The 20,316-nt window shown below is 50.0% G+C and carries 15 protein-coding genes, 1 tRNA gene and 1 pseudogene; 3 read left to right on the forward strand and 14 right to left on the reverse strand.

Features of this window, described 5'->3' with window-relative positions; all coding sequences use genetic code 11:
• Window positions 1–57 precede the first annotated feature (57 nt).
• Window positions 58–174: pseudogene (locus tag KEM39_RS02440) on the forward strand (IS5/IS1182 family transposase); the annotation flags it as partial.
• 396 nt (window positions 175–570) lie between these two features.
• Here the strand turns inward: KEM39_RS02440 and KEM39_RS02445 are convergent.
• The 7 genes from KEM39_RS02445 to rlmD form a co-directional block, all read right to left on the reverse strand.
• Window positions 571–646: transfer RNA gene (locus KEM39_RS02445), tRNA-Asn, on the reverse strand.
• 92 nt (window positions 647–738) lie between these two features.
• Complete coding sequence (locus KEM39_RS02450) at window positions 739–1,098, reverse strand: roadblock/LC7 domain-containing protein (RefSeq protein ID WP_003710368.1); 360 nt, start codon at window positions 1,096–1,098, stop codon at window positions 739–741.
• A 20-nt stretch (window positions 1,099–1,118) separates the two neighbouring features.
• Entirely contained in the window at window positions 1,119–1,763 is a 645-nt protein-coding gene (locus KEM39_RS02455; RefSeq protein WP_003710371.1) for a hypothetical protein, read from the reverse strand.
• A gap of 1 nt (window position 1,764) precedes the next feature.
• The gene (locus tag KEM39_RS02460; RefSeq protein ID WP_003710372.1) at window positions 1,765–2,301 is read right to left on the reverse strand and encodes a GTP-binding protein; all 537 of its coding nucleotides are present in this window, start codon (window positions 2,299–2,301) and stop codon (window positions 1,765–1,767) included.
• 11 nt (window positions 2,302–2,312) lie between these two features.
• Window positions 2,313–3,410, reverse strand: a complete 1,098-nt coding sequence (locus tag KEM39_RS02465) for a response regulator (RefSeq protein ID WP_118997745.1) — start codon at window positions 3,408–3,410, stop codon at window positions 2,313–2,315.
• 19 nt (window positions 3,411–3,429) lie between these two features.
• Window positions 3,430–4,848, reverse strand: a complete 1,419-nt coding sequence (locus tag KEM39_RS02470) for a tetratricopeptide repeat protein (RefSeq protein ID WP_118997746.1) — start codon at window positions 4,846–4,848, stop codon at window positions 3,430–3,432.
• A 252-nt stretch (window positions 4,849–5,100) separates the two neighbouring features.
• On the reverse strand, window positions 5,101–6,432 hold the full coding sequence (gene rlmD / locus KEM39_RS02475; protein ID WP_118997747.1) for a 23S rRNA (uracil(1939)-C(5))-methyltransferase RlmD: 1,332 nt from the start codon (window positions 6,430–6,432) through the stop codon (window positions 5,101–5,103).
• 63 nt (window positions 6,433–6,495) lie between these two features.
• Here rlmD and KEM39_RS02480 point away from each other — a divergent pair, with 63 nt between their 5' ends.
• Window positions 6,496–7,515: a L,D-transpeptidase gene (locus tag KEM39_RS02480; protein ID WP_118997748.1), complete on the forward strand. Its 1,020-nt coding sequence runs from the start codon at window positions 6,496–6,498 to the stop codon at window positions 7,513–7,515.
• An 81-nt stretch (window positions 7,516–7,596) separates the two neighbouring features.
• Here KEM39_RS02480 and KEM39_RS02485 read toward each other — a convergent pair whose 3' ends face one another.
• From KEM39_RS02485 to rpsT, 5 genes are all read right to left on the reverse strand, one after another.
• Window positions 7,597–7,881 (reverse strand): PepSY domain-containing protein, encoded by a 285-nt coding sequence (locus KEM39_RS02485; protein ID WP_211709547.1) that lies wholly within the window; start codon window positions 7,879–7,881, stop codon window positions 7,597–7,599.
• 150 nt (window positions 7,882–8,031) lie between these two features.
• Complete coding sequence (aspS, locus tag KEM39_RS02490) at window positions 8,032–9,840, reverse strand: aspartate--tRNA ligase (protein ID WP_118997749.1); 1,809 nt, start codon at window positions 9,838–9,840, stop codon at window positions 8,032–8,034.
• A gap of 57 nt (window positions 9,841–9,897) precedes the next feature.
• The gene (locus KEM39_RS02495; RefSeq protein WP_019272520.1) at window positions 9,898–10,599 is read right to left on the reverse strand and encodes a DUF502 domain-containing protein; all 702 of its coding nucleotides are present in this window, start codon (window positions 10,597–10,599) and stop codon (window positions 9,898–9,900) included.
• A gap of 141 nt (window positions 10,600–10,740) precedes the next feature.
• Window positions 10,741–11,871 carry a phospholipase A gene (locus KEM39_RS02500; protein WP_029609199.1) on the reverse strand — a complete coding sequence of 377 codons (1,131 nt, stop codon included), beginning with the start codon at window positions 11,869–11,871 and terminating at the stop codon, window positions 10,741–10,743.
• Between the two features lie 161 nt (window positions 11,872–12,032).
• Window positions 12,033–12,296 (reverse strand): 30S ribosomal protein S20, encoded by a 264-nt coding sequence (rpsT, locus tag KEM39_RS02505; RefSeq protein WP_019272518.1) that lies wholly within the window; start codon window positions 12,294–12,296, stop codon window positions 12,033–12,035.
• Window positions 12,297–12,593: 297 nt separating this feature from the next.
• Between rpsT and KEM39_RS02510 the strand changes: the two genes are divergently transcribed.
• Window positions 12,594–13,736: an extracellular solute-binding protein gene (locus KEM39_RS02510; RefSeq protein WP_019272516.1), complete on the forward strand. Its 1,143-nt coding sequence runs from the start codon at window positions 12,594–12,596 to the stop codon at window positions 13,734–13,736.
• A gap of 857 nt (window positions 13,737–14,593) precedes the next feature.
• Here the strand turns inward: KEM39_RS02510 and tbpA are convergent.
• Window positions 14,594–17,341 carry a transferrin-binding protein TbpA gene (gene tbpA, locus KEM39_RS02515; protein WP_211709548.1) on the reverse strand — a complete coding sequence of 916 codons (2,748 nt, stop codon included), beginning with the start codon at window positions 17,339–17,341 and terminating at the stop codon, window positions 14,594–14,596.
• A gap of 86 nt (window positions 17,342–17,427) precedes the next feature.
• Window positions 17,428–19,584: a transferrin-binding protein-like solute binding protein gene (locus KEM39_RS02520; protein ID WP_211690737.1), complete on the reverse strand. Its 2,157-nt coding sequence runs from the start codon at window positions 19,582–19,584 to the stop codon at window positions 17,428–17,430.
• Window positions 19,585–20,316 lie beyond the last annotated feature (732 nt).

Here is a 20,316-nt window from a genome sequence, read left to right on the forward strand (position 1 = left end):
CAAGTCCAGACGGCATTTTTATTTCTCCATCAAATCATAGCTCCAATCCAACAGCATCAATATAGTGGATTAAATTTAAATCAGGACAAGGCGACGAAGCCGCAGACAGTACAAATAGTACGGCAAAGCGAGGCAACGCTGTACTGGTTTAAATTTAATCCACTATATTTCATCCGTTTCCGCACCATAATCCAACACGATACCGACCCAATGCTGCTTGTTCATATGGTATGCAGGTAAAAAATTTTCTCACCACCTCAAAACGGAAACCATATCAGGATTACTCTTCACATTAATGGATGTTACCCCCCATCCCCTGCAAACCCAAACGGCTTTTGGCGATCCTCCCGATTAGGGCATACCATTTCCCCCTATTCCCACCATGCCTCAACACGGCAGAATCGGGATATTTTATCCACAAATACTTAAGAACCGTGCCGCATTGCTTCTCTACGTATTCTAAAATCCGCCTTGATTGGGTAACAACTTTCCCTCCATAAAAGGATGCCGTACCGGATTCTCTGACAAAAACAAAACCCTCTAAGAAAATACTTAGAGGGTTTTGGAATTTGGCTCCCCGACCTGGGCTCGAACCAGGGACCTGCGGATTAACAGTCCGTCGCTCTACCGACTGAGCTATCGGGGAATAAGCGAGAATAATAAAACAGAAATACCGAACGTGTCAATATAAATTTACAATCGATTGCACTTTATCTGCAAGCCCGCAATCTTTATATGTTATATGGCTTCCGCAATATGTCTTGCCGCCCGTTTGGCATCCAATAGGATTAAACCAAGTTTGCCGGTTTCTTTTGCCATCAGCACCAACACGGCATCTTTACCCGCCTGACTTAAAAGGATATAGCCTGATTTTCCTTTAATCATCACTTGTTCCAATTCCCCGCAGGCGAGTTCTTGCACCGAACGGCTGCCTAAAGCAAGCAAAGTGGCAGAAATCGCCCCTACCCTGTCCGAATTCAAATGTGAAGGAAGCATTGTCGCCATCGGCAATCCGTCAGTTGAGATAACGGCAGATGCGACAATATCCGGAGATGTGTTGTTCAAGTCTTCCAAAACCGAAATTAATAATTGCTGCATAAACCCTCCTATCCCAAGTTTTACACGCGGTTGCTGTAACGGCGGTATAAAATCCTGACCAAAGTAACAAATGCCTCTTTGCTCAAATCGGGAATGCCGCCGATAACCAAAATAAATTTGGTTGAACCGATATACAATGGGAAAAATGTCAATTCGCTCTGACCGGAAGGGTCGCAAACGCCCCAAGCGTTATTGTTGATATACAAGTTGTTCTTAATCAGCAGCCGGTGTTTCTTTTCCATCTGTGCAACTTCTGCCGCCAACAACCCCAACTCTTCCGCCGCCTCATGATGGAAATTGGCATTGGCAAGATACAGACCATTCCGATCGACCAATAATGCCTTACCACTGCCGGACAACTGCTCCATCAACAAAGGCAATTGCTCGTCTGACAGATTGATGCCGTCTGAATGACCGTTTTCATCGCCATAGAGGAATTCGAGTTTTTGCAAACGGTACAACAGGTTCAAAGCGGTATCGATGTCGGCGGTGTCCGCCCAGGCGAGCAGCTTCTCACTGCTGACCACTTCGTCCGCATCCGCTTTCAACAGGCTGTGCAACAAGGTTTTACCGGCACTGGGGGTATCGCTGGATACGGCATAAAATGCACCTGCAGGAGTCAGGCGGGGATATAAATTTGCTTGTAGTGAAAGTGTTGATTCCATATTAAACCTCCAGTCCCGGATCAATAGAAAATAACATTGCGCTAACCAATTGCTTTACGTCATCTTCCTTACGGGCATCAATTTCAAAAACCGGAACATTAAGATTATGTTTTGCAAGATATTTGTGATACACGTCGATACCGGGCTGAGAGCGTATATCCATCTTGGTAATACCGACAACGACGGGTGCCTTCTCCAGCAGCCCTCGAAACGAATGTAAGAAGAATTCCAAATCTTTCAATGGGTTGGTTCTGGCATTATCTAAAAGCAAGACCAAACCCATACTGCCTTGGCTTAAGATTTCCCACATAAAGTTGAACCGTTCCTGACCGGGCGTACCATATAAATGGACTTTGGTATCCTCATCCAAGCTGATGACCCCGTAGTCCATCGCCACTGTCGTATTCCTTTTCCTATCCAAAGTCATATCGGATGCGGAAGCATCGGTCTGGACGGGTGCTTCGTCCGAAATAGCCGCAATGGCAGTGGTTTTCCCTACGCCGACAGGTCCTGTGAAAATAATTTTATTTTCTCTCATCTCTCCGCCTCTTAGCTGCCCAACAGTTTTTTCATCAGCCTTTGAAGAAGGCCGCGCGGCTGGGATTGGGATGGTGTCGTGATTTTTTCCGCTTTTTTCACCATTTCACTATCAGAGGCAGAATCGGCCCCGATATTTATTTTATCCGCCATATCGGAGTATGCCTGTTGTGAAACCGTTTTTAAATCTACCGACAAAAACCCGGTTATATAGGTTGCTGCAAGATAATTCAGAATATCATTGAGGTTTAAAGGCATCACTTTATACAACACATTAAGGTTGACGGATGCCTTGGTCAGAAATGCCGACAAGCGTATCGATCCCGGCACATTTGCCAACCGGGTCAGGTTCGGCCAAGATTTCAACGTAAACGGAGTATCGGGAGAAATCGGATAAATCAACCTGCCCTGCGCCGTCCAAATGGAAAATTGCCACATACAGGACATAATGCCTACTTTAGCCTTTTCGCGCCATTGCGGGTTATCGGGAACAGTCTTGCAACTGACCTGCAAATTTTCGTCTTTGCACAATTCTTCGAGTTTTTGCACACTTTCTGTCAGCAAAACCCGTTGTATCGAGGGGAAAACAATAAGGACCGGCTTATTTCCATGCAAGATAGCGATGTCCCGCCTGTTCTTTTCCGCAAACCGCAACGCCCCCAATAATCCTTTATTCGGGTTAAACCGGCGTATCGTAACCGTACGCTGCACATTCCCGTTGTTTTTCGCCGACCGGTCTGCGGGTGCAATAAACGATTTCCCATAAACATTCTCGCCCTGCAACAACTTGCGGAGCATAGGAAACAATGTTTCAAACCGAATCGGTTTGGGCAGGTAGGGAACTTCAGAATCGGGAACTTTCTCCGAACAGACAGCGACGGGTATATCCTTATAACGCTCGGTAAGCTCTTTCCAAAGTTCAAAACCGCCCTCGGCATCGGTATCCGCCAAAACCAAATCGGGCACGACACTGCCGTCTGAAGGGGATACCGTTTCATAACGGGTGGTATTGTGCATTTTGAATGCCATTTTGAAAACGGATTCCTGCTGCGCCGTCATCCCCGCCAACATTACGCGTACTGTTTTAATTTTCGGCAGTTGAACTTCCATTTTTATTTTCCGTACCGTTTTATTTTTTTATATTTTGATTCATACGCTGCAGCAGCCGGCTCATCAGCATAACGACCTCTTCAGGAAGCCTGTCCGCACGTTCCCTCAATACCCTTAAAAACTGCCCCAACCTATCCCAATCTTCAGTACGTTCGTAAATATCGATCAACGTAATATAAAGCTGGGACTCATCGGGATATTTCAATACCGCCTGCTCCAACACATCCATTGCCGCATCCAGTTGACCATACATCAGCAAAGATTCTACTTCTTTAACCGCATCGTCTGCCGGAGACGAACCGGTGTTGATCAACGAAGAATCTTGAAGCACCAAATCCCGATATTGCGCTTTGAATTTCTGTATATTTTTCGGCAGATATCCGTGCCCCATACCGATGTCTTTGATTTGCTGGTCGTTCGGCCCCTTTTCCAAATCATCGAAAACTTCATGGTACCCCAGGCTGTACCCCCAACCCAGCATCCGCTCTTTAACCTGCCTGCCATAGTTGCCCAACGTTTGGTAAAGCTTCCACAAATGTCCAGCAAAACGGTCTATGTCCGCGTGTTGGTAATCGAGTTTCAACGCATCGATAATCAGGTTTGCAGGTTTTTCGGAAGTTTGGATGGCACGGTCGTATTGTTTCGATGCCGTTTCGTAGCTGACTTTGTCTTTAAGGATTTTCGCACCTTGATCGGCACGAACCAGACCGGCAATCGCACCGATTTCCTCTTGGCTGATTCCGGACACGTCTTTTTTGCCCCGCACAATCGGGATGCGCTTGATTTCTTCAGCTCCATAAGCCTTACCGCCGGCATCCGGCGGGGGCAATGCGGAAGCTGCCGTCGCAGAACCGCCTTCCGCACGTTTTTCAATCTCCTGAATGCCCCATCCCAAACCTTCTTCCGCCAAGACGCGGATACGCAAATGGTTTGAATCGCGCTGTAATGCCTGTTCGATATATTTTGCCAAAAGTTCGGAAGGAATCAGTCTGCCGTATTTTTGCAGATTGTCTGCTAAAACATCGACATCCCCCACTTCAAGATTGATATCGAGCAGCTCGCGGATAAGGTTTTCAGGTTTCGCTTCACCATCCGGAATGCCGTCCAGATAGGCAGCCAAAGACTCGGCAGCCTTGCCCTGATAACCGAACTGCTTATAAACCTGATATTCCGTCAGCGGATCGACTTCTTGCGCAGATACTGCCGCAGATGCGTTTTCAGCACTCTCATTCCAAGAAAATCCCGTCTGCGTGCCGTCTGAAACCGATTGGTCAACCTGATCAACCCAGTCCGAATCATTGCTTCCGGGCGGCTGCCCCTGCGTATTGCCGACACCTTGGGATTTGCGCTTCGGTGTTTTCTTACCCTGCTTCGCACGCATAACCAAAAGCACCAGCAATACCGCCAGTGCCAGACCGATAATTAATGAGTTTTCCAAAGGATACTCCCGATACCGTAACGAGCGGATAGCTGACTGCCTGCAACGGCAATTGTCCGCTTTTATTATTAACGATTTACTGAAATAGACTTGTAAGTTCCAAATCATACCATAATTTAACGTTTGACAATATGTCTTCTGCACAAGCCTTGCCATATGACCTTTTATGTTTTATACGTTTAAATGTATTTGTCGGGCACTATCTGTTTACACCCCTTCCTTAATTATTCTTTGCCTTTGATTTTCAAAAAGTTATTTTCCTGTTTGCGGCAACAAATCGAATACGGCGACAGACTCGGTATGGGATGTCTGGGCAAACATATTCATTATCCCTGCCCCGCTGAGCATATAGCCTTTTTCAACCAACACGCCCGCATCCCGTGCCAAAGTGGAAGGATTGCAGGATACATAAACGATTTTTTGCGGAAGGTAGGGTGTATGCAGCGATTTGACGACTTCATACGCACCGCTTCTGGGAGGATCTATCAGCATTTTGTCAAACCTTCCCCAAGAGGCGACTGTCTTTTCGGTGCAATCAAAGAGGTTGGCGGCAATAAAGTCTGTCTGTCCGCCGCAACCGTTCAACCGGGCATTTTGCCGGGCGCGCCTGACCAGGTTTTCCGCACCTTCGATGCCGACCACATCCGCCCCGCTTTTTGCCATCGGCAAACTGAAATTGCCCAAACCGCAAAACAGGTCGGCAATCCTTTCGCCCTGCCGTATGTCGAGCATTTTCACGACGCGTGAAACCATCAGCCGGTTGGTATCGGTATTGATTTGTGTAAAATCTCCCGGACGGAACGGCATTTCAATGCCGAATTCCGGTAACGTATATTTTAATGTCGTATCCTTTTGGGGATAAAACGGTTCCGATACCTTTCCTCCGATTTGCAGCCAAACCTGCCAGCCGTCCGACAATTCCGAATCAAACCACTGCCGAATCCGGTTCTCTTCGTTCTGCCGAAGTTTGCTTTTGAACGCGATGTTCAATACGATGATTTCACTGCCGCAATAAAACTCGGCAAACCGGGCAACACTTCCCTCTTCCGCCAAATCCTGCAAAAGCTCCCTGATGGCCGGCAGCTTGTCTGAAACAGGCTTCGGAATCAGCATACATGACGAAATACCCACCACATCATTCGTTTTCTTTGCCTGAAACCCCAGTTTCAGACGGCATGATTTGTCTAATGACACACTGAACCGCGCCCTATCCCGATAATGCCATACATGTCCGTAAATCGGCGGCAATATCTGCTTCGGTTTGACCTTGCCGATACGCTCGAGCTGCTCTTCCATCATCCTTTGTTTGAACGCCACCTGCGCTGTCGGAGAAATATGTTGCAGGGAACAACCGCCGCAGCGTTCAAAATAACGGCACTGCGGGACGGTACGCTCATCCGAAACTTTGAATATCGCTACTGTTTCCGCTTCGTCAAACTGCTTTTTCTGTCTGACAATCCGAAAACCGACTCTTTCAGACGGCAATGCCCCTTTAATAAAAACCGTTTTGCCGCCAACCTTTGCCACACCCCTGCCTTCATAATCCAAGGCGGAAATTTCCGCGACATTTGTTTCCGTTGCCATCACTCAATCCGTCCGCACTGTACCGAAGCGCATATTTTCGCACAAATTGGTACGGTTTCAGGTATGATTTGCCGAAAACCTATCGGACACACACCATATTTTGATATGAATAAAACAATCTGCCTCACTGCCGCACTATTGATAAGCGGTTTTTCATACGCAAACACCGTCATTCCCGATGTCTCCCCCGTCGCACAAGGTCAACATGTCTTCATCAACATCCCCCAACAACGCCTGTTCCTCTACACCGACGGCAAACTGACCAAGGTTTATCCCGTTGCGGTAGGTCGGGCGATGACGCAAACCAATCTAGGCGAACATAAAATCGGGGCGAAAGCCTATAACCCTGTTTGGCACATCCCCAAATCCATACAGAAAGAACGCGGCGACGGCGTAAAAACCATAGCCCCGGGACCCAATAATCCTTTGGGTCCGGTTTTTGTCCGCCTGGGCGACCCGAAGCTCGGTTTGGGCATACACGGAACCAATGCGCCGGCCAGCGTCCCCGGGGTTCGCAGTCACGGCTGCGTCCGCATGAAATCGCCAGACGCGCTCGAGTTTGCCAAAACCGTCGCCAGCGGCGCGCCGGCTTCAGTCATTTATCAAATGGCGGGCCTTAACGAAGATGCGGAACATAATTTGTGGCTTGCCGCTTTTCGCGATCCCTACGGCAAAAACAACCTTGACACCGCCTCGCTGAAGAAAAGCATCAGGCAATGGGCAAAAACACAGGGCAAAACCATCGCGCCCGAGAAAGTCGATGCCGTACTCAAAGACCGCACCGGATCGGCCGTCTGCCTGACCTGCGGCAAAAACGGCAAGATGAAGATGCCGCTCAAATCGCTGGCGTGGATACAGAGTTCTTCCTCATACAGCCAAGCTGAAACACCCGCCCAAACTACCCGGGTTGATCCTGTTGAACGGCCGGTTGCCCAAGCTGCCGAACAACCGCCGGTTCAAATCGTCCATCCTATCCCCGCCATGCCGCCGGCCGATATCGAACCGGTTATCGAATCCGTACCTCAGGCAGAAACTGAAACTTTGAAAAACACTGCTTCCGAACCGTTTGATTCGCTGTTCTAAACCCGCCTCCCCACCGGAAAACAAAATGCCGTCTGAACACGCTTTCAGACGGCATTTTGGTTCATCTTTCTATCAAAGGAATCAGCGATCGAGCTGCTCTTTGATGATTTTCAGGTCCGGATAAGACAACACGATGTCGTATTCGCGACCGTTTTTGTAGGCTTCCACTTCCAAAACCGGTTTGCCCCAATGGTCGTCGGCATCGACATCGTGAACCTGATAACCGCGCTGTTCCAACATTTTCACGGCTTTTGTGCGGTTTTGTTCAAAATGGGGATCGCCGTAAATCTGACGCTCGGCAGAGTCGCCGGCAAATGCGGTTGCGGCACTCAGGGAAACAACGGCGACCAATAACAATTTTTTCATTTTCAGTCCTTTCTTTATCGGTTGATTGAACAAGATGTGTTTTCCAATACCGCCATTAAAACACGGTCGAATTAGGTTTGAATGAGCGGAAAGTTAAAACGCGTAAATGCCGTCTGAAAAAAAACAGAGCCGTAAACGGCTCTGTTTTTCTTATACTTCTTTCGTTTCGACCGCCTTTTGGCGCAAACGCAAACTTAATTCGCGCAGTTGTTTGTCATCCACGCTGTTGGGCGCGTTGGTCAGCAGACATTGCGCACGTTGTGTTTTCGGGAAGGCAATCACGTCGCGGATAGATTCGGCACCGGTCATCAGGGTAACCAGACGGTCGAGGCCGAACGCCAAACCGCCGTGCGGAGGCGCGCCGAATTTCAGGTTGTCCAAGAGAAAGCCGAATTTCTCTTGTTGCTCTTCAGGACTGATTTTCAGCGCGGCAAACACTTTCTCTTGTACGTCTGCGCGGTGGATACGGATAGAGCCGCCGCCGATTTCCCAGCCGTTCAACACCATGTCGTAGGCGCGGGCCAAGCAGTTTGCAGGGTCGGAAACCATCAGGTCTTCATGACCTTCTTTTGGCGCGGTAAACGGATGGTGTACGGCAACGTAGCGGTCGGCTTCTTCGTCGTATTCGAACATTGGGAAATCGACAACCCACAAAGGTTTCCATTCGTCTACGAAGTAGCCGTTGTCTTTGCCGTGTTCCAAGCCGACTTTGATACGCAATGCGCCGATGGCTTCGTTCACGACTTTGGCTTTGTCTGCGCCGAAGAAGATAATGTCGCCGTTTTGCGCGCCGGTGCGCCCGATAATTTCTTTCAGAGCGTTTTCAGACAGGAATTTCACGATCGGAGATTGCAGGCCGCTGTCTTCGCCGTTGGAAAGGTTGCCCACATCGTTTACTTTGATGTATGCCAGACCTTTCGCGCCGTAGATGCCGACAAATTTGGTGTATTCGTCAACTTCTTTGCGGCTGAATTTCGCGCCGTTCGGCACGCGCAGAGCGACCACGCGGCCGCCTTTCATATCGGCTGCGCCACGGAAAACTTTAAACTCTTCCGTTTTCATCAGGTCGGTCAGCTCGGTAAATTTCAAGTCGATACGCATATCCGGTTTGTCAGAACCGTAATAGAACATCGCTTCGGCGTAAGGCATACGCGGAAAAACGCCCAAGTCCACGCCCAACGCGTCTTTGAAGACTTGTTTCGCCATACCTTCGGTAATGTCCATAATTTCATCCTCGTTCAAAAACGAGGTTTCCAAGTCGATTTGGGTGAATTCCGGCTGGCGGTCGGCACGCAAGTCTTCGTCACGGAAACATTTGGTAATTTGGTAGTAACGGTCGAAACCGGCAACCATCAGCAATTGTTTGAACAATTGCGGAGATTGCGGCAGAGCGAAGAATTCGCCCGGATGAACGCGGCTCGGCACGAGATAGTCGCGCGCGCCTTCCGGCGTGGAGCGGGTCAGCATCGGCGTTTCGATGTCGATGAAGCCTTGCGCGTCCAAGTAGCGGCGAACGCCCATAGCGACTTGATAACGCAGGCGCAGGTTGCGCTGCATCACCGGACGGCGCAGGTCGATAACGCGGTTGGTCAGGCGCACGTTTTCGCTGATGTTTTCGTCGTCGATTTGGAACGGCGGCGTGGCGGCGGCGTTCAAGACTTCGATTTCTTTGGCAAGGATTTCGATTTTGCCGGAAATCATTTTGTCGTTGGTCGTGCCTTCGGGACGGTTGCGTACGCGGCCGGTAATGCTCAAAACGTATTCGTTGCGGGCGGAGTCGGCAGCGGCAAACGCTTCGGGCGTGTCTGGATCAATCACGACTTGGACGATGCCTTCGCGGTCGCGCAGGTCGATAAAAATCACGCCGCCGTGGTCGCGCCGGCGGTGTACCCAGCCTTTGACGGTAACGGTTTGGTCTAAGTATTGCTCGCTGATCAGGCCGCAATAGTTGGTACGCATAAAATCACCTTTTATTGATTGAAACTGAAAACAGAAAATGCCGTCTGAACGGCGGCTTTATTGTTGTTCGGGCAACTCCGCCTTTTCAGACGGCATAGGTCCTGCCAATGTTTTGACGGGCAGGTCGTCAGGAATGACCATACCCAGCGAAATCACATATTTCAACGCTTCGTCCACGCTCATATCGAGTTCGCGCACATCGCTTTTCCTTACCATAATATAATAACCGCCGGTCGGATTCGGCGTGGTCGGAACATACACGGAAAGATAATCGCCATCCTGCGGCAATGCGGCCTTAACCGCGTTCGACACCTGACCGGACACAAATGCGATCGTCCAAATACCGGGTTGGGGAAACGGTACGAGTACCGGCGTTTTAAACGAGCGGCTGCTGTCGGACAGCAGCGATTCGGATACTTTTTTCACACTCGAATAGATGGATTTGACAACCGGAATCCGCCCCAACAGACTGTCCCACGCGGCAAGAATCTGCCGCCCCAACACGTTTGCGGCAAATAATCCGGTTACAAACAATACGGCAATGGCAACAATAACGCCGAGTCCGGGGATGTTGAACCCAAAAACGTATTGCGGACGCCATTGTCTCGGAAGCAGGTTGACGAGTTGGTCGGATGCGGAAACGATATAGGAAATAACCCAAACCGTTACCGCAATCGGCAGCCAGACCAAAATGCCTGTAATCAGATATTTTTTTAACGCCTTAGCAGTTTTACCGCTTTCGGCTGCAGGTTCCGTCATCTTGCTTGATTCCGACAAAGTCCGTACAAACCGCACATTATACGCGTTTGCCCGGATTCAAACGAATTTTTTATCCCGCCCTGCCAAACCGCCGGCGGCTTCAGACGGCACGGCAACTTGACAGGTCGTTTGAAACGGCATTCAGATGCCGTCCCAGTCGTTGAACATCAACCCGAAACCGATACCGTTCTGCTTGTGGTTGTAGTCGATCAGGCTCTCTCCATAACCGTGGAAACCCCGTACCACGCCCTTGAGTTTGCCCTTGATCGGAAACGTATAGGCGGCTTCAATCGCGCCGTAGCCTGTTTTGGGGTTGTAACGCAATACGGAATACACATTCTGCCTGTCGTTCAGGCGGTACTGCAGCTTCACGTCGCCATACCCCATATAGTCGGCAATGTCGGAATTGTCGTTTTTATCGCCGCCCCGATCGAACGCACGCACCCACACGCGCGGAATCACCGTCAATTTGCCCCACTCCATCCCCGCCACGGCGTAAATCCTGTTCCAAGAACGCGACTCGGGCCGGCTCTGCCCGTTGGACTGGTGGACGAAACCGGCGCCGAGCATACGCAGCCTGCCGCCGAACGGCAAATCTGCCTTCACAGGCTGGGTCAGGAAGATTTCCGGTTCGTAATCGGTATTACGGAACGGCGCGGATTTCCTGCCTTGGTTGTAAATCTGCCAATCGGATTTTTGGGTGTAGCCGAACCACAAATCTGCGCGGGTTTTAAACAAATCTTCAGCGATTTTGCTTTTAAACGAAACCTGCAATTTGGTTTCCGCACGCTTTTGCTGCCCGAATCTCTCTTGTTCGGTTATGCCGCGCGTCGGCGAAGTCGGGGCGTAATTGGGCGAACTGTTGTACCAAACCGGCATAAGGTACATCGGATTGTGTTCGCGCACGCCCAACAGCCCGCGCGGGTCGTTTTGATCCAAATCGTACATCAGGCTCAAAGGCGTATAGATGTCGGCAGTTTCGCCCGCACTGTCGGCAGGAAGCGCATCCCCGCCTTTTTCAACAACAATGACCGCCTCGCCCTTATCCAGACTGCTGCGGACGGTTTCCGTCAGATTGAGTACGGTTTTCGACTCCCGCCCTTCCTGCCCTGCCGCAAAAATCCTGTCGTAACACGCCAAACGCGTAGCATTGTCCGTCAAAGCGGCGCATTGCAGCGCGGTCTCTCCAAAAGCGGATGCCATCGGCAACAGTCCTATCAAAAGGATATAGCGCATATTCCGTGTATTCATCTCCACCCCCATTGCCGGCATATTGGTTTTCAGACAGCATTTTATAGCGGATTCGGATAAAAAACCGCACCCTTTCCGCCATTTCGGGTTTTGCCCCAGCAATACAGAAAACCCCGAAACCGTCAGGCTTCAGGGTTTTGCTTATTGCATATCAAAAAACCGCCTTGGCGGTTTTGCAAAAATCAAGCCAGTGCTTTTACTTTTGCAGACAAACGGCTTTTGTGGCGCGCCGCTTTGTTTTTATGGAATACGCCTTTGTCGGCGATGCGGTCGATGATTTTAACAGACTCTTGGTAAACTGCTTGTGCGGCTGCCTTATCGCCTGCTTCGACTGCTTTCAACACTTTTTTCACTGCAGTACGGAATGCGGTACGCAGGCTAGCGTTGTGCGCGCGTTGTTTGACGGACTGGCGGGCACGTTTGCGTGCTTGTGCGCTGTTTGCCATATTGGAATCTCCTGAAAAAATAAATTCTGTAAACGCGCAATTTTAAAGGGGGTTTGCATTATATGCAAGCCTTTTCCCTTTATTTTCCCATAAGCCGTTTTACCGGCGCGCGCGGGCGGCAAAATCCGGCACATCCTCCGCCTTTGGGCGCAAAAGTTTCAAATTTTCAAAAAAATCAGTCCAATATGCTTTGAGTTTGCACAAATTTACTTTACAATGCCCAAACCTCGCGCCGGGGTAACGATGGGGCGCGGGGATTTCTTTTTTTTCAACCTCTTTCATCAGGAATCTGCCCGTATGAAAAAATCCGTATTAGCCGTTTTGGCCGCGCTGTCTCTGGCAGCCTGCGGCGGCAGCGAAAAAAACGCCGTGCAACCTCAAGCAGATGCTGCGTCTGCTGCCAATGCCGAAGCCGCTGCCACCGATACTCTGAACATCTACAACTGGTCGAACTATGTTGACGAGAGTACGGTCGAAGACTTTAAAAAAGCCAACAATCTGAAGCTGACTTACGACTTGTACGAAAACAATGAAACGCTGGAAGCCAAAATGCTGACCGGCAAATCCGGCTACGATTTGGTTGTGCCGGGCATCGCCTTCCTGCCGCGCCAAATCGAGGCGGGCGCGTATCAAAAAGTCAACAAAGACCTGATTCCCAACTATAAAAACATCGATCCCGAACTCTTGAAAATGCTGGAAACCGCCGACCCGGGCAACCAGTATGCCGTCCCCTATTTCTCCGGCGTGAACACGATTGCGATTACGGCGAAGGGCAAAGAGCTTTTAGGCGGCAAGCTGCCCGAAAACGGCTGGGATTTGCTGTTCAAACCTGAATACACCCACAAGCTGAAATCCTGCGGCATCGCCCTGTGGGACACCCCGAGCGAAATGTTCCCGATTTTGCTGAACTACTTGGGCAAAGACCCCAAAGGCTCGAATCCTGAAGATTTGAAGGCGGCGGCGGAAGTGTTGAAGTCTATCCGTCCGGATGTCAAACGTTTCAGCCCGTCCATCATCGACGAGCTGGCGCGCGGCGACATCTGTCTGGCGGCAGGCAACGGCGGCGATTTGAACTTGGCGAAAGCACGTTCCGAAGAAGTGAAAAACAACGTCGGCATCGAAGTGCTGACACCGAAAGGTATGGGCTTCTGGATTGAGTCTTGGCTGATTCCCGCCGATGCGAAAAACGTCGCCAATGCCCACAAATACATCAACTACACGCTCGACCCCGAAATCGCGGCGAAAAACGGCATCGCCGTAACCTTCGCCCCCGCCAGCAAACCGGCGCGCGAAAAAATGCCTGCCGAGCTGGTGAACACCCGTTCCATCTTCCCGAACGAGCAGGATATGAAAGACGGTTTCGTGATGCCGCAAATGAGCGCGGATGCGAAAAAACTGTCGGTCAGCCTGTGGCAGAAAATCAAAGTCGGCACCAACTGATTTGAAGCATTAAAATGCCGTCCGAACAATGTTCGGACGGCATTTTATATTGGATTCAAATAGAAAATATTTATACCGTTATGCCGGCGGCCGGAATTTCAGGTTGCGGACAGTTGTCAGGAAAAACAAAAAACCTTCCGCCGCCGCGCAGGCGAAAATCCGGTTCGTTGAAATTCGGTTGTTTTAAATAAATCCTCGCAGCTTTGATTTTCTGTTTTTCCGATAACGCCGTAACTTTGAAACGCGAAAGCGGGAATCCGGTCCGTTGGGATTTTGCAACTTCAAATCAATCCGCAAACTGAAATCCCGTCATTCCCACGAAAGTGGGAATCTAGAACACGTCCGCACAGAAACCTACATCCCGTCATTCCCGCGCAGGCGGGAATCTAGAACGTAAAATCTAAAGAAACCGTTTTATCCGATAAGTTTCCGCACCGACAAACTTAGATTCCCGCCTGCGCGGGAATGACGAAATTTCAGCGAGCCGTAGGGTGGGCTGTAGGGTGGGCTTCAGCCCACCAATCCCACCAATTTCACCGCATCAAAGGTTTTTTGGGGAATAGGCGTGATTCGGCGGTTTCGGTTTTCGGTGGGATTGGGCAGGATGGATAACATTGACGGAGTTGGAGGGATTGGAGGGGTTGGTGGGGTTGGTGGGCTGAAGTCCACCCTACAGCCAACCCTACACCTGCCTTGCAGCCTGCCCTATGCCCACGCTGCACATCCTACGCCCGCCTTTTTCGCAGGAATGACGGGTTTCAAGATTACGGTATTGTCGGGGATGATGGGAAACGGTGAAAATTATGTAAAAAATGCCGTCTGAAGCCTTTCAGACGGCATTTGCGGCGTTTGGACGTTTAAAACTTCATTTCCAAGCTAAATGTGTAGTTGCGACCAGGGGCGGCATATCGGTTGTAAACGCCGACATTTTTGTGTTGGTTGACTGCGCCGCCGGCAGTTTGCCGCACATTTTCCCAAGTAACATAGCGGTGGTTGAGGAGGTTGTACACGCCCGCACGGAGGGTAAAGTGTTTTTTAATCGTGTAATAACCGGACACATCCACAATATACCAAGGACGGGTACGGCGCGCGGTGGCTTTTGTATTGCGGCTGTTGCCGTTGAGCAAAGCCCGGCTGCCCAACAACTCTGTGATTTCCTTGGCTTTGGAATAAGTCAGCATACCGTTCACACCCCATTTGCCTTCCGGTTGGTCATAGCCCAAGCCGACGACATAGCGCGAAGGTTGGATGGCATCAAACAGATGTGATTGAATATCGGTGCGGTCTGCGCGTTTTTTGATGTCGCGGACACGGACACGATTATAGGCAAATGTAGAATACCAACCTTCGGGCAATTTATCCCATACGCCGTTCCAATCGATTTTGCCCAAAACATTGATGCCGGTAATCCGCGCGCTTTGGGCATTGAGGTAAGCCGGGTCGCCTTTGGCTTCTTCTTTGCCGTTTTTAATTTGCGCTTCATACCCCCGGACAATCAAATCGCGGTAGGCATTGTTGAACCAACTTGCCTCCAAGTTGCCGAAATCGCCTTTAAACACGATGCCGGCTTCTTTGTTGAACGATTTTTCCGGATCGATTTTGACGGCTTTTATTTTATCGCCCGACCGCCAGCCGTACATTTCCGCAAACGAAGGCAGGCGGAAGCCGGTTGAAGTGCGGTAAGTCAAATCCAGCCAGTCGGCAGGTTTGAGGACGATGCCTGCGTTCCAGGACAGGGTGCGGTGCGTTCCGGTGGAAACGCTGCCGTCGTCCGAATGCGTGCTGCGGTAGTCGTAGCGCAAGCCCGCGCCGACATCCGCCCACCTGCCCAAACGGACATTGTCCCGAACTGCCGCGTAATAGCTTTTGCCGTTGATGCTGCGCGGCGTGCAGTCCGTATAAGTATTATTGCCCAAGCGGCAGATTTGCCCCGTAACCACATTTCCCCCGCCTATGCTGACCCAATAGGGTTTGTCTTGGCTGCCGTTGGGGCTGATGTTTTGATTGCCGTTTTGAGTGGGTATTTTCGACGAATAGGCGCGGTTGGCATTTTGATAATAATAATCCTGATGGCGGAGGTCGGAACCAAAACGGTCAAAACCGAGGTTGACGCTCAGGTTGTGGCGGATTTTGGCGGTATCGAAGGATTTTTTGAATGCCGCCTGCAAGAGCCTGTGGCTTTCCCCATAAATCACGCGGTCGGATTTGTAGTAGGAAAACGGCTTGTCGGCACTCGGACGGCAATATTTGTCCGAACCGTCGGCAGAACAGTGCGTCTGCTGAAAATGATTGTCCAAACCGATGCCCTGCCGGTCGTAAGAGAGGCGGGCATAATCTGCCCAAGTGTCTTTATCGGCATTGGTATAGACATATTCCAAACCGTAGCGGCTTTTGGTGTGCGTCTCGTCGTAAAACACGCCCGTACCGTATTCCGCGCCCACCAGCGCACCATTTTCGCCGTTGGTAAACAGTCCGCCGTATTTGTGGTCGCCCGCGTATTTGCCGTTGCCGGACAAAGAACCCGCCTGTTTTTTATTTTCATCAAAAACCGCCTTGGTCAGGAATGCCGGAACCGTCATATCGCGCGTGTCGAAAGTTTGTTGCGTGCGTTCGAGTATACCGCCGATGTAGTGCCGTTTGTTTTCAAAACGAAAACCCGGGCGGAACAGCCACGACCGGCTTTCGTATGAAAGCGGATCGGAGAGAAAGCGGTTGGGACCCGTGTAGTCTCGGGTAGAAACCGTTTGACGTTCGTCTTTGCCGACAACATCTTTTTTCGGATTCGCTTTACACGTTTCGTAATTCCCGCTTTCGCATTCTTCTTCAACGATGAAATTTGCGTACTGATTGGTATCCTCAACCGGCACCAGCCTGTTAAAGCTCTGAACGCCGCGTCCGGCGGCTTCGTGTGCGCGGATTTCCCCCGCGCGCCGACCCGTGTGGATCAGCAAAGCCTCCGCACCGCCGATGCGCCCCGCCAGCGCGATGGATTGGGTAAGCCCCCGGTTTTTGCCGGAATAGGCGGTTTTACTCTGAATGCCCCACTGCCTGCCTTCCCCGATAACATCGTCGGCGGTTTTGGTTTGAAATGCGACCGAACCCGCCAATGCGCCGCTGCCTTGTTCGACCGAGTTTGAGCCTTTGCTGATTTCGACAGCCTTGACGTTTTCATACTCGATTTCATTGATTGCGCCGCTGCTGCCCGCCGTCCTCGTCCCGCCCAATGCCGCCTGCGCGGTGTAGGACTGTATTTGCGCCAAGCCGTCTACCGTTAAGGAAACGCGGTTTTTGTCCATACCGCGTATCGAGTAACCCGAGCTTGCGCCGCGCCCCTGTTCGACGACGGCGATGCCGGGGTCGTAACGCGTCAGGTCGCGGATGTCGAGTACCTGTTCCTTGCTGAGGGTGTCGGCGGTTTTGACCAATTTGCCCAAACCGGTTACTTCGTTATCGCGGCGGGTTTTCTGTTTTTTGGCTTTTACCTGTATGGTATCCAACTGTTTTTCCTGTGCTTGTCCGGCTTGCACATTTTCTGCATAAACGGGCAGCGCAGTCATTAAAGACAGGCATAAAATATTTAATCGGAACAAATATTGCTGTTGCATAGTGTTTCCCTACTCTTCGCTTTCAGACGGCATCGGAAGGAGCGATGCCGTCTGAAGCCTTATTCTCGATTGTTCGGCAGCCGTGCTTATTGCACAAGCTGTTGGCGTTTCGCACCGAATACGACAGTTGCACTGCTTGCTGAATTTCCATTGCCGGATGCAACTGTTGCATTTTCCGTTTGTTTATCGCCCGGATAAGCAAACCATCCACCCATTTCTTCGGCTTTGGGCCCGTAAAAACCGCCCTGCACCTTGGCGTTTGTGATATATGCCTTAGGCGTGCCGGTGGTATTGCTTTGATCGAGATCAAAACCTAAGTCAGCAGTTTTCGCCGTACCGGAAAAACCGTTGTCCTGAATCGTTCCCTCAATGGTAAAGGTTGCCGCCTGCCTGTTTTCAGCGGTTAACGTTCCGTTAATTTTTTTCTCGCCAAAATTCACGGTAAATTCCGCCCTGTTGCCGCCCTCTTTATCTGAAGCATTGCCGCTCCAGCTTGTGCCGTTGGCAATATGCCCGTACCAAGACCCCCGATAAACGACGTTTTGCTCGCTTGGAATCTCTTTTTCATCGGTGCGCTCGCCTTGGAGGAACATACTTTGTGCACCCTGTGCCGTTTGGGCGGCGGCGGTTTGGCTGCCGTTGCCGCCTTCCCCCGTGTTGCCGGCGGTTTTGCGTGTCAGCAACCCGTATTTCAAATAATTGAGGTTGGAACAGCAGACTTCGACTTCATAGGTTTTTGTTTTGCCATTGGCATCACCTGCCGTATTTGAAGCGGCTGGATTGCCATTCTCCGCCGTACCTGCTTGGGTGTCTTTTTCATCGCTTTTCGGCGTGTAGGTTGTTTTGTAGGTAAAGGCTGTTCCGCCATTTGTACCTTGATTGGCTTGATTGTTCCCGCTTTCGGAATCCTTGGGCAGGAGCGGAATCATAATGCCGTCGACAACCAGTTGGGCGGCGTTGCTGAAGTTGTCGAGATTTTTGATTGCTTTGCCGCTGTGCGTCAGCTCGACCGCATCCAAAACCGTGGTCAGCTTACTGTTTTCAGACGGCATAGCCGCCGCACCGCCCGATGCTGCCGCACCTGCGCCGCCTGAAGCCGCCGCAGTATTGCCATTTGCAGTGTTGTCTTTGGTTTTCGCGCTGCCGACAACCGCAACTTTTTTATCGTCGCTCAAAAAGCGGAAACCCAATTCCTCACCCTTCGGGCCGAAAAAGCCGCCACTCAAAGAAGACGAGTCGGAAACAAAGGGATGTTGTTTGGTTTCGCCGTTGCCGGGTTTATCGGTTGCCGTTGCCTTGCCGTTGAAGCGGTTGCCTGTTACTTGAGCCTCAAGGCTGTAATATTGCGTGGTATGTTTGCCGCTAGTAGTAGCGTTTGTAACTTTATCATTGCGTATCAATTTACCCGTCAATTTTTTATTGTCGAAATCCACTTCTAAATTCGAGGTAAATCCATAACCCTCTTGACCATCTTTCAGCATGGATTCGTTTTTATTAGAATATTGTTCATCATCATCGCCCGAAAATCCGCTATACCTGTCGCCTTGTTTTTTTGAAGGCTGGATAATATCGCGAAAATTTTGGGATTTTTTGACATCGGTCGCAAAATGCCACACACCTTTATAGGTAACTGTTCCAGAAGCGGGAAGTTGTCGGGAAGGTTCTTTGCCGTGATAAAAGATATAGCCGTCGTCGCCGTTCTTTGCACCCTTAATTGAGCTGTTTTCTCTTATGATTTCGTTTTTAGCATGTTTATAAAACCAGCCGGAATAAACATATTTGAAATCTTTATAATCTGTTACTTCGTTTTTTGGCAGGTTTGTACCGTTGCCAGTGTTGCCGTTTTGATGGTTTGATTGCGTGAGATAGGGGGAAGTGTAAATATTGTTGTCGCCATTGTTTGCTTCTACTTTTGAAATGACGGATTCTTGTTTTAATGGCAGTTTCTTGGGTTCTGTCGGCAATCCTGTCGTCTCCCAATCACTCTCGTTCAGTTTAACCTCGTCTTCTTTTGCCTGCGGATACCAATTCCTCCGTTTCAACCTCATCGCAAAACCGTATCCGCCTTGGTCTTTTTGGGCTTTCGGCTTTTCGGAAGAAACATCTTGATATTTTGGCGCGGGACGCGGGGCTTCGGTATCGACAGAATCAAGATCGAAACTGCCGCCGCCTCCGCCCAGACAAGCACTCAACAAAAACACCGGCAGCACCATAGCAGCCTGATTTACCAATGGATTGTTCATATAAACCCAATTCAATTAAAGAATGATAAAGATTATTATTTTATTTATTTTTAACAAATTTGCAAATGCTTTTTTATTTTTTTTAGGGAATACACCAAAATCCCGTCATTCCCGCGCAGTCGTGAATCCGAACGCGTCCGCACGAAAACCTATATCCCGTCATTCCCACGTATATCCCGTCATTCCCACGAAAGTGGGAATCCGGCTCGTTCGGTTTCGCTTGTTTTAAGTTTCGGGTAACTTCCACTTCGTCATTCCCGCGCAGGCGGGAATCCAGTTTTTTGAGTTTCAGTCATTTCCGAGAAATTGCCTTAGCATTGAATGTCTGGATTCCCGCCTGCGCGGGAATGACGGGATTTGAGGTTTCTGTTTTTGATTTTCTGTTTTCGTAGGAATGACGGTTTAAAAGTTACCCGAAACCTCAAAAAAAAGGCTGTGTTTTAATATAGTGTTGATAGACGTACTTGGCTTCCATGTATTCAATCGTGGAAATCTATATCTTCGTCCTCGCCGAAATAGTCTATGCCCGATATACAATTTTGATACACAAACTTGGAAATATCGGTATCGTCGCCAGAGCGATAGAATGCGGACAGTTATATATATATACGGTTTTTTTTAGGGGAGCGGGCAGATGAAGGGCGGATTTTGAATTAACCCCATGCAAATTGACTTTAGCGGGCGGTTTTACCGCCCATATATTTACAAAAGCCAAATTTTTAAACATATATC

Source organism: Neisseria sp. Marseille-Q1983, assembly GCF_018224585.1.
In the GTDB taxonomy this organism is placed as follows: domain Bacteria; phylum Pseudomonadota; class Gammaproteobacteria; order Burkholderiales; family Neisseriaceae; genus Neisseria; species Neisseria polysaccharea.

What these genes read in the sequence shown, in the direction of transcription:
- KEM39_RS02510 (WP_019272516.1), top strand. Translation starts at nt 12,594, where the DNA reads ATGAAAAAATCCGTATTAGCCGTTTTGGCCGCGCTGTCTCTGGCAGCC.
- rlmD (WP_118997747.1), bottom strand. Translation starts at nt 6,432, where the DNA reads ATGGCAACGGAAACAAATGTCGCGGAAATTTCCGCCTTGGATTATGAA.
- KEM39_RS02465 (WP_118997745.1), bottom strand. Translation starts at nt 3,410, where the DNA reads ATGGAAGTTCAACTGCCGAAAATTAAAACAGTACGCGTAATGTTGGCG.
- aspS (WP_118997749.1), bottom strand. Translation starts at nt 9,840, where the DNA reads ATGCGTACCAACTATTGCGGCCTGATCAGCGAGCAATACTTAGACCAA.
- tbpA (WP_211709548.1), bottom strand. Translation starts at nt 17,341, where the DNA reads ATGCAACAGCAATATTTGTTCCGATTAAATATTTTATGCCTGTCTTTA.
- KEM39_RS02455 (WP_003710371.1), bottom strand. Translation starts at nt 1,763, where the DNA reads ATGGAATCAACACTTTCACTACAAGCAAATTTATATCCCCGCCTGACT.
- KEM39_RS02500 (WP_029609199.1), bottom strand. Translation starts at nt 11,871, where the DNA reads ATGCCGGCAATGGGGGTGGAGATGAATACACGGAATATGCGCTATATC.
- KEM39_RS02480 (WP_118997748.1), top strand. Translation starts at nt 6,496, where the DNA reads ATGATTTGCCGAAAACCTATCGGACACACACCATATTTTGATATGAAT.
- KEM39_RS02485 (WP_211709547.1), bottom strand. Translation starts at nt 7,881, where the DNA reads ATGAAAAAATTGTTATTGGTCGCCGTTGTTTCCCTGAGTGCCGCAACC.
- KEM39_RS02460 (WP_003710372.1), bottom strand. Translation starts at nt 2,301, where the DNA reads ATGAGAGAAAATAAAATTATTTTCACAGGACCTGTCGGCGTAGGGAAA.
- rpsT (WP_019272518.1), bottom strand. Translation starts at nt 12,296, where the DNA reads ATGGCAAACAGCGCACAAGCACGCAAACGTGCCCGCCAGTCCGTCAAA.
- KEM39_RS02495 (WP_019272520.1), bottom strand. Translation starts at nt 10,599, where the DNA reads ATGACGGAACCTGCAGCCGAAAGCGGTAAAACTGCTAAGGCGTTAAAA.
- KEM39_RS02450 (WP_003710368.1), bottom strand. Translation starts at nt 1,098, where the DNA reads ATGCAGCAATTATTAATTTCGGTTTTGGAAGACTTGAACAACACATCT.
- KEM39_RS02520 (WP_211690737.1), bottom strand. Translation starts at nt 19,584, where the DNA reads ATGAACAATCCATTGGTAAATCAGGCTGCTATGGTGCTGCCGGTGTTT.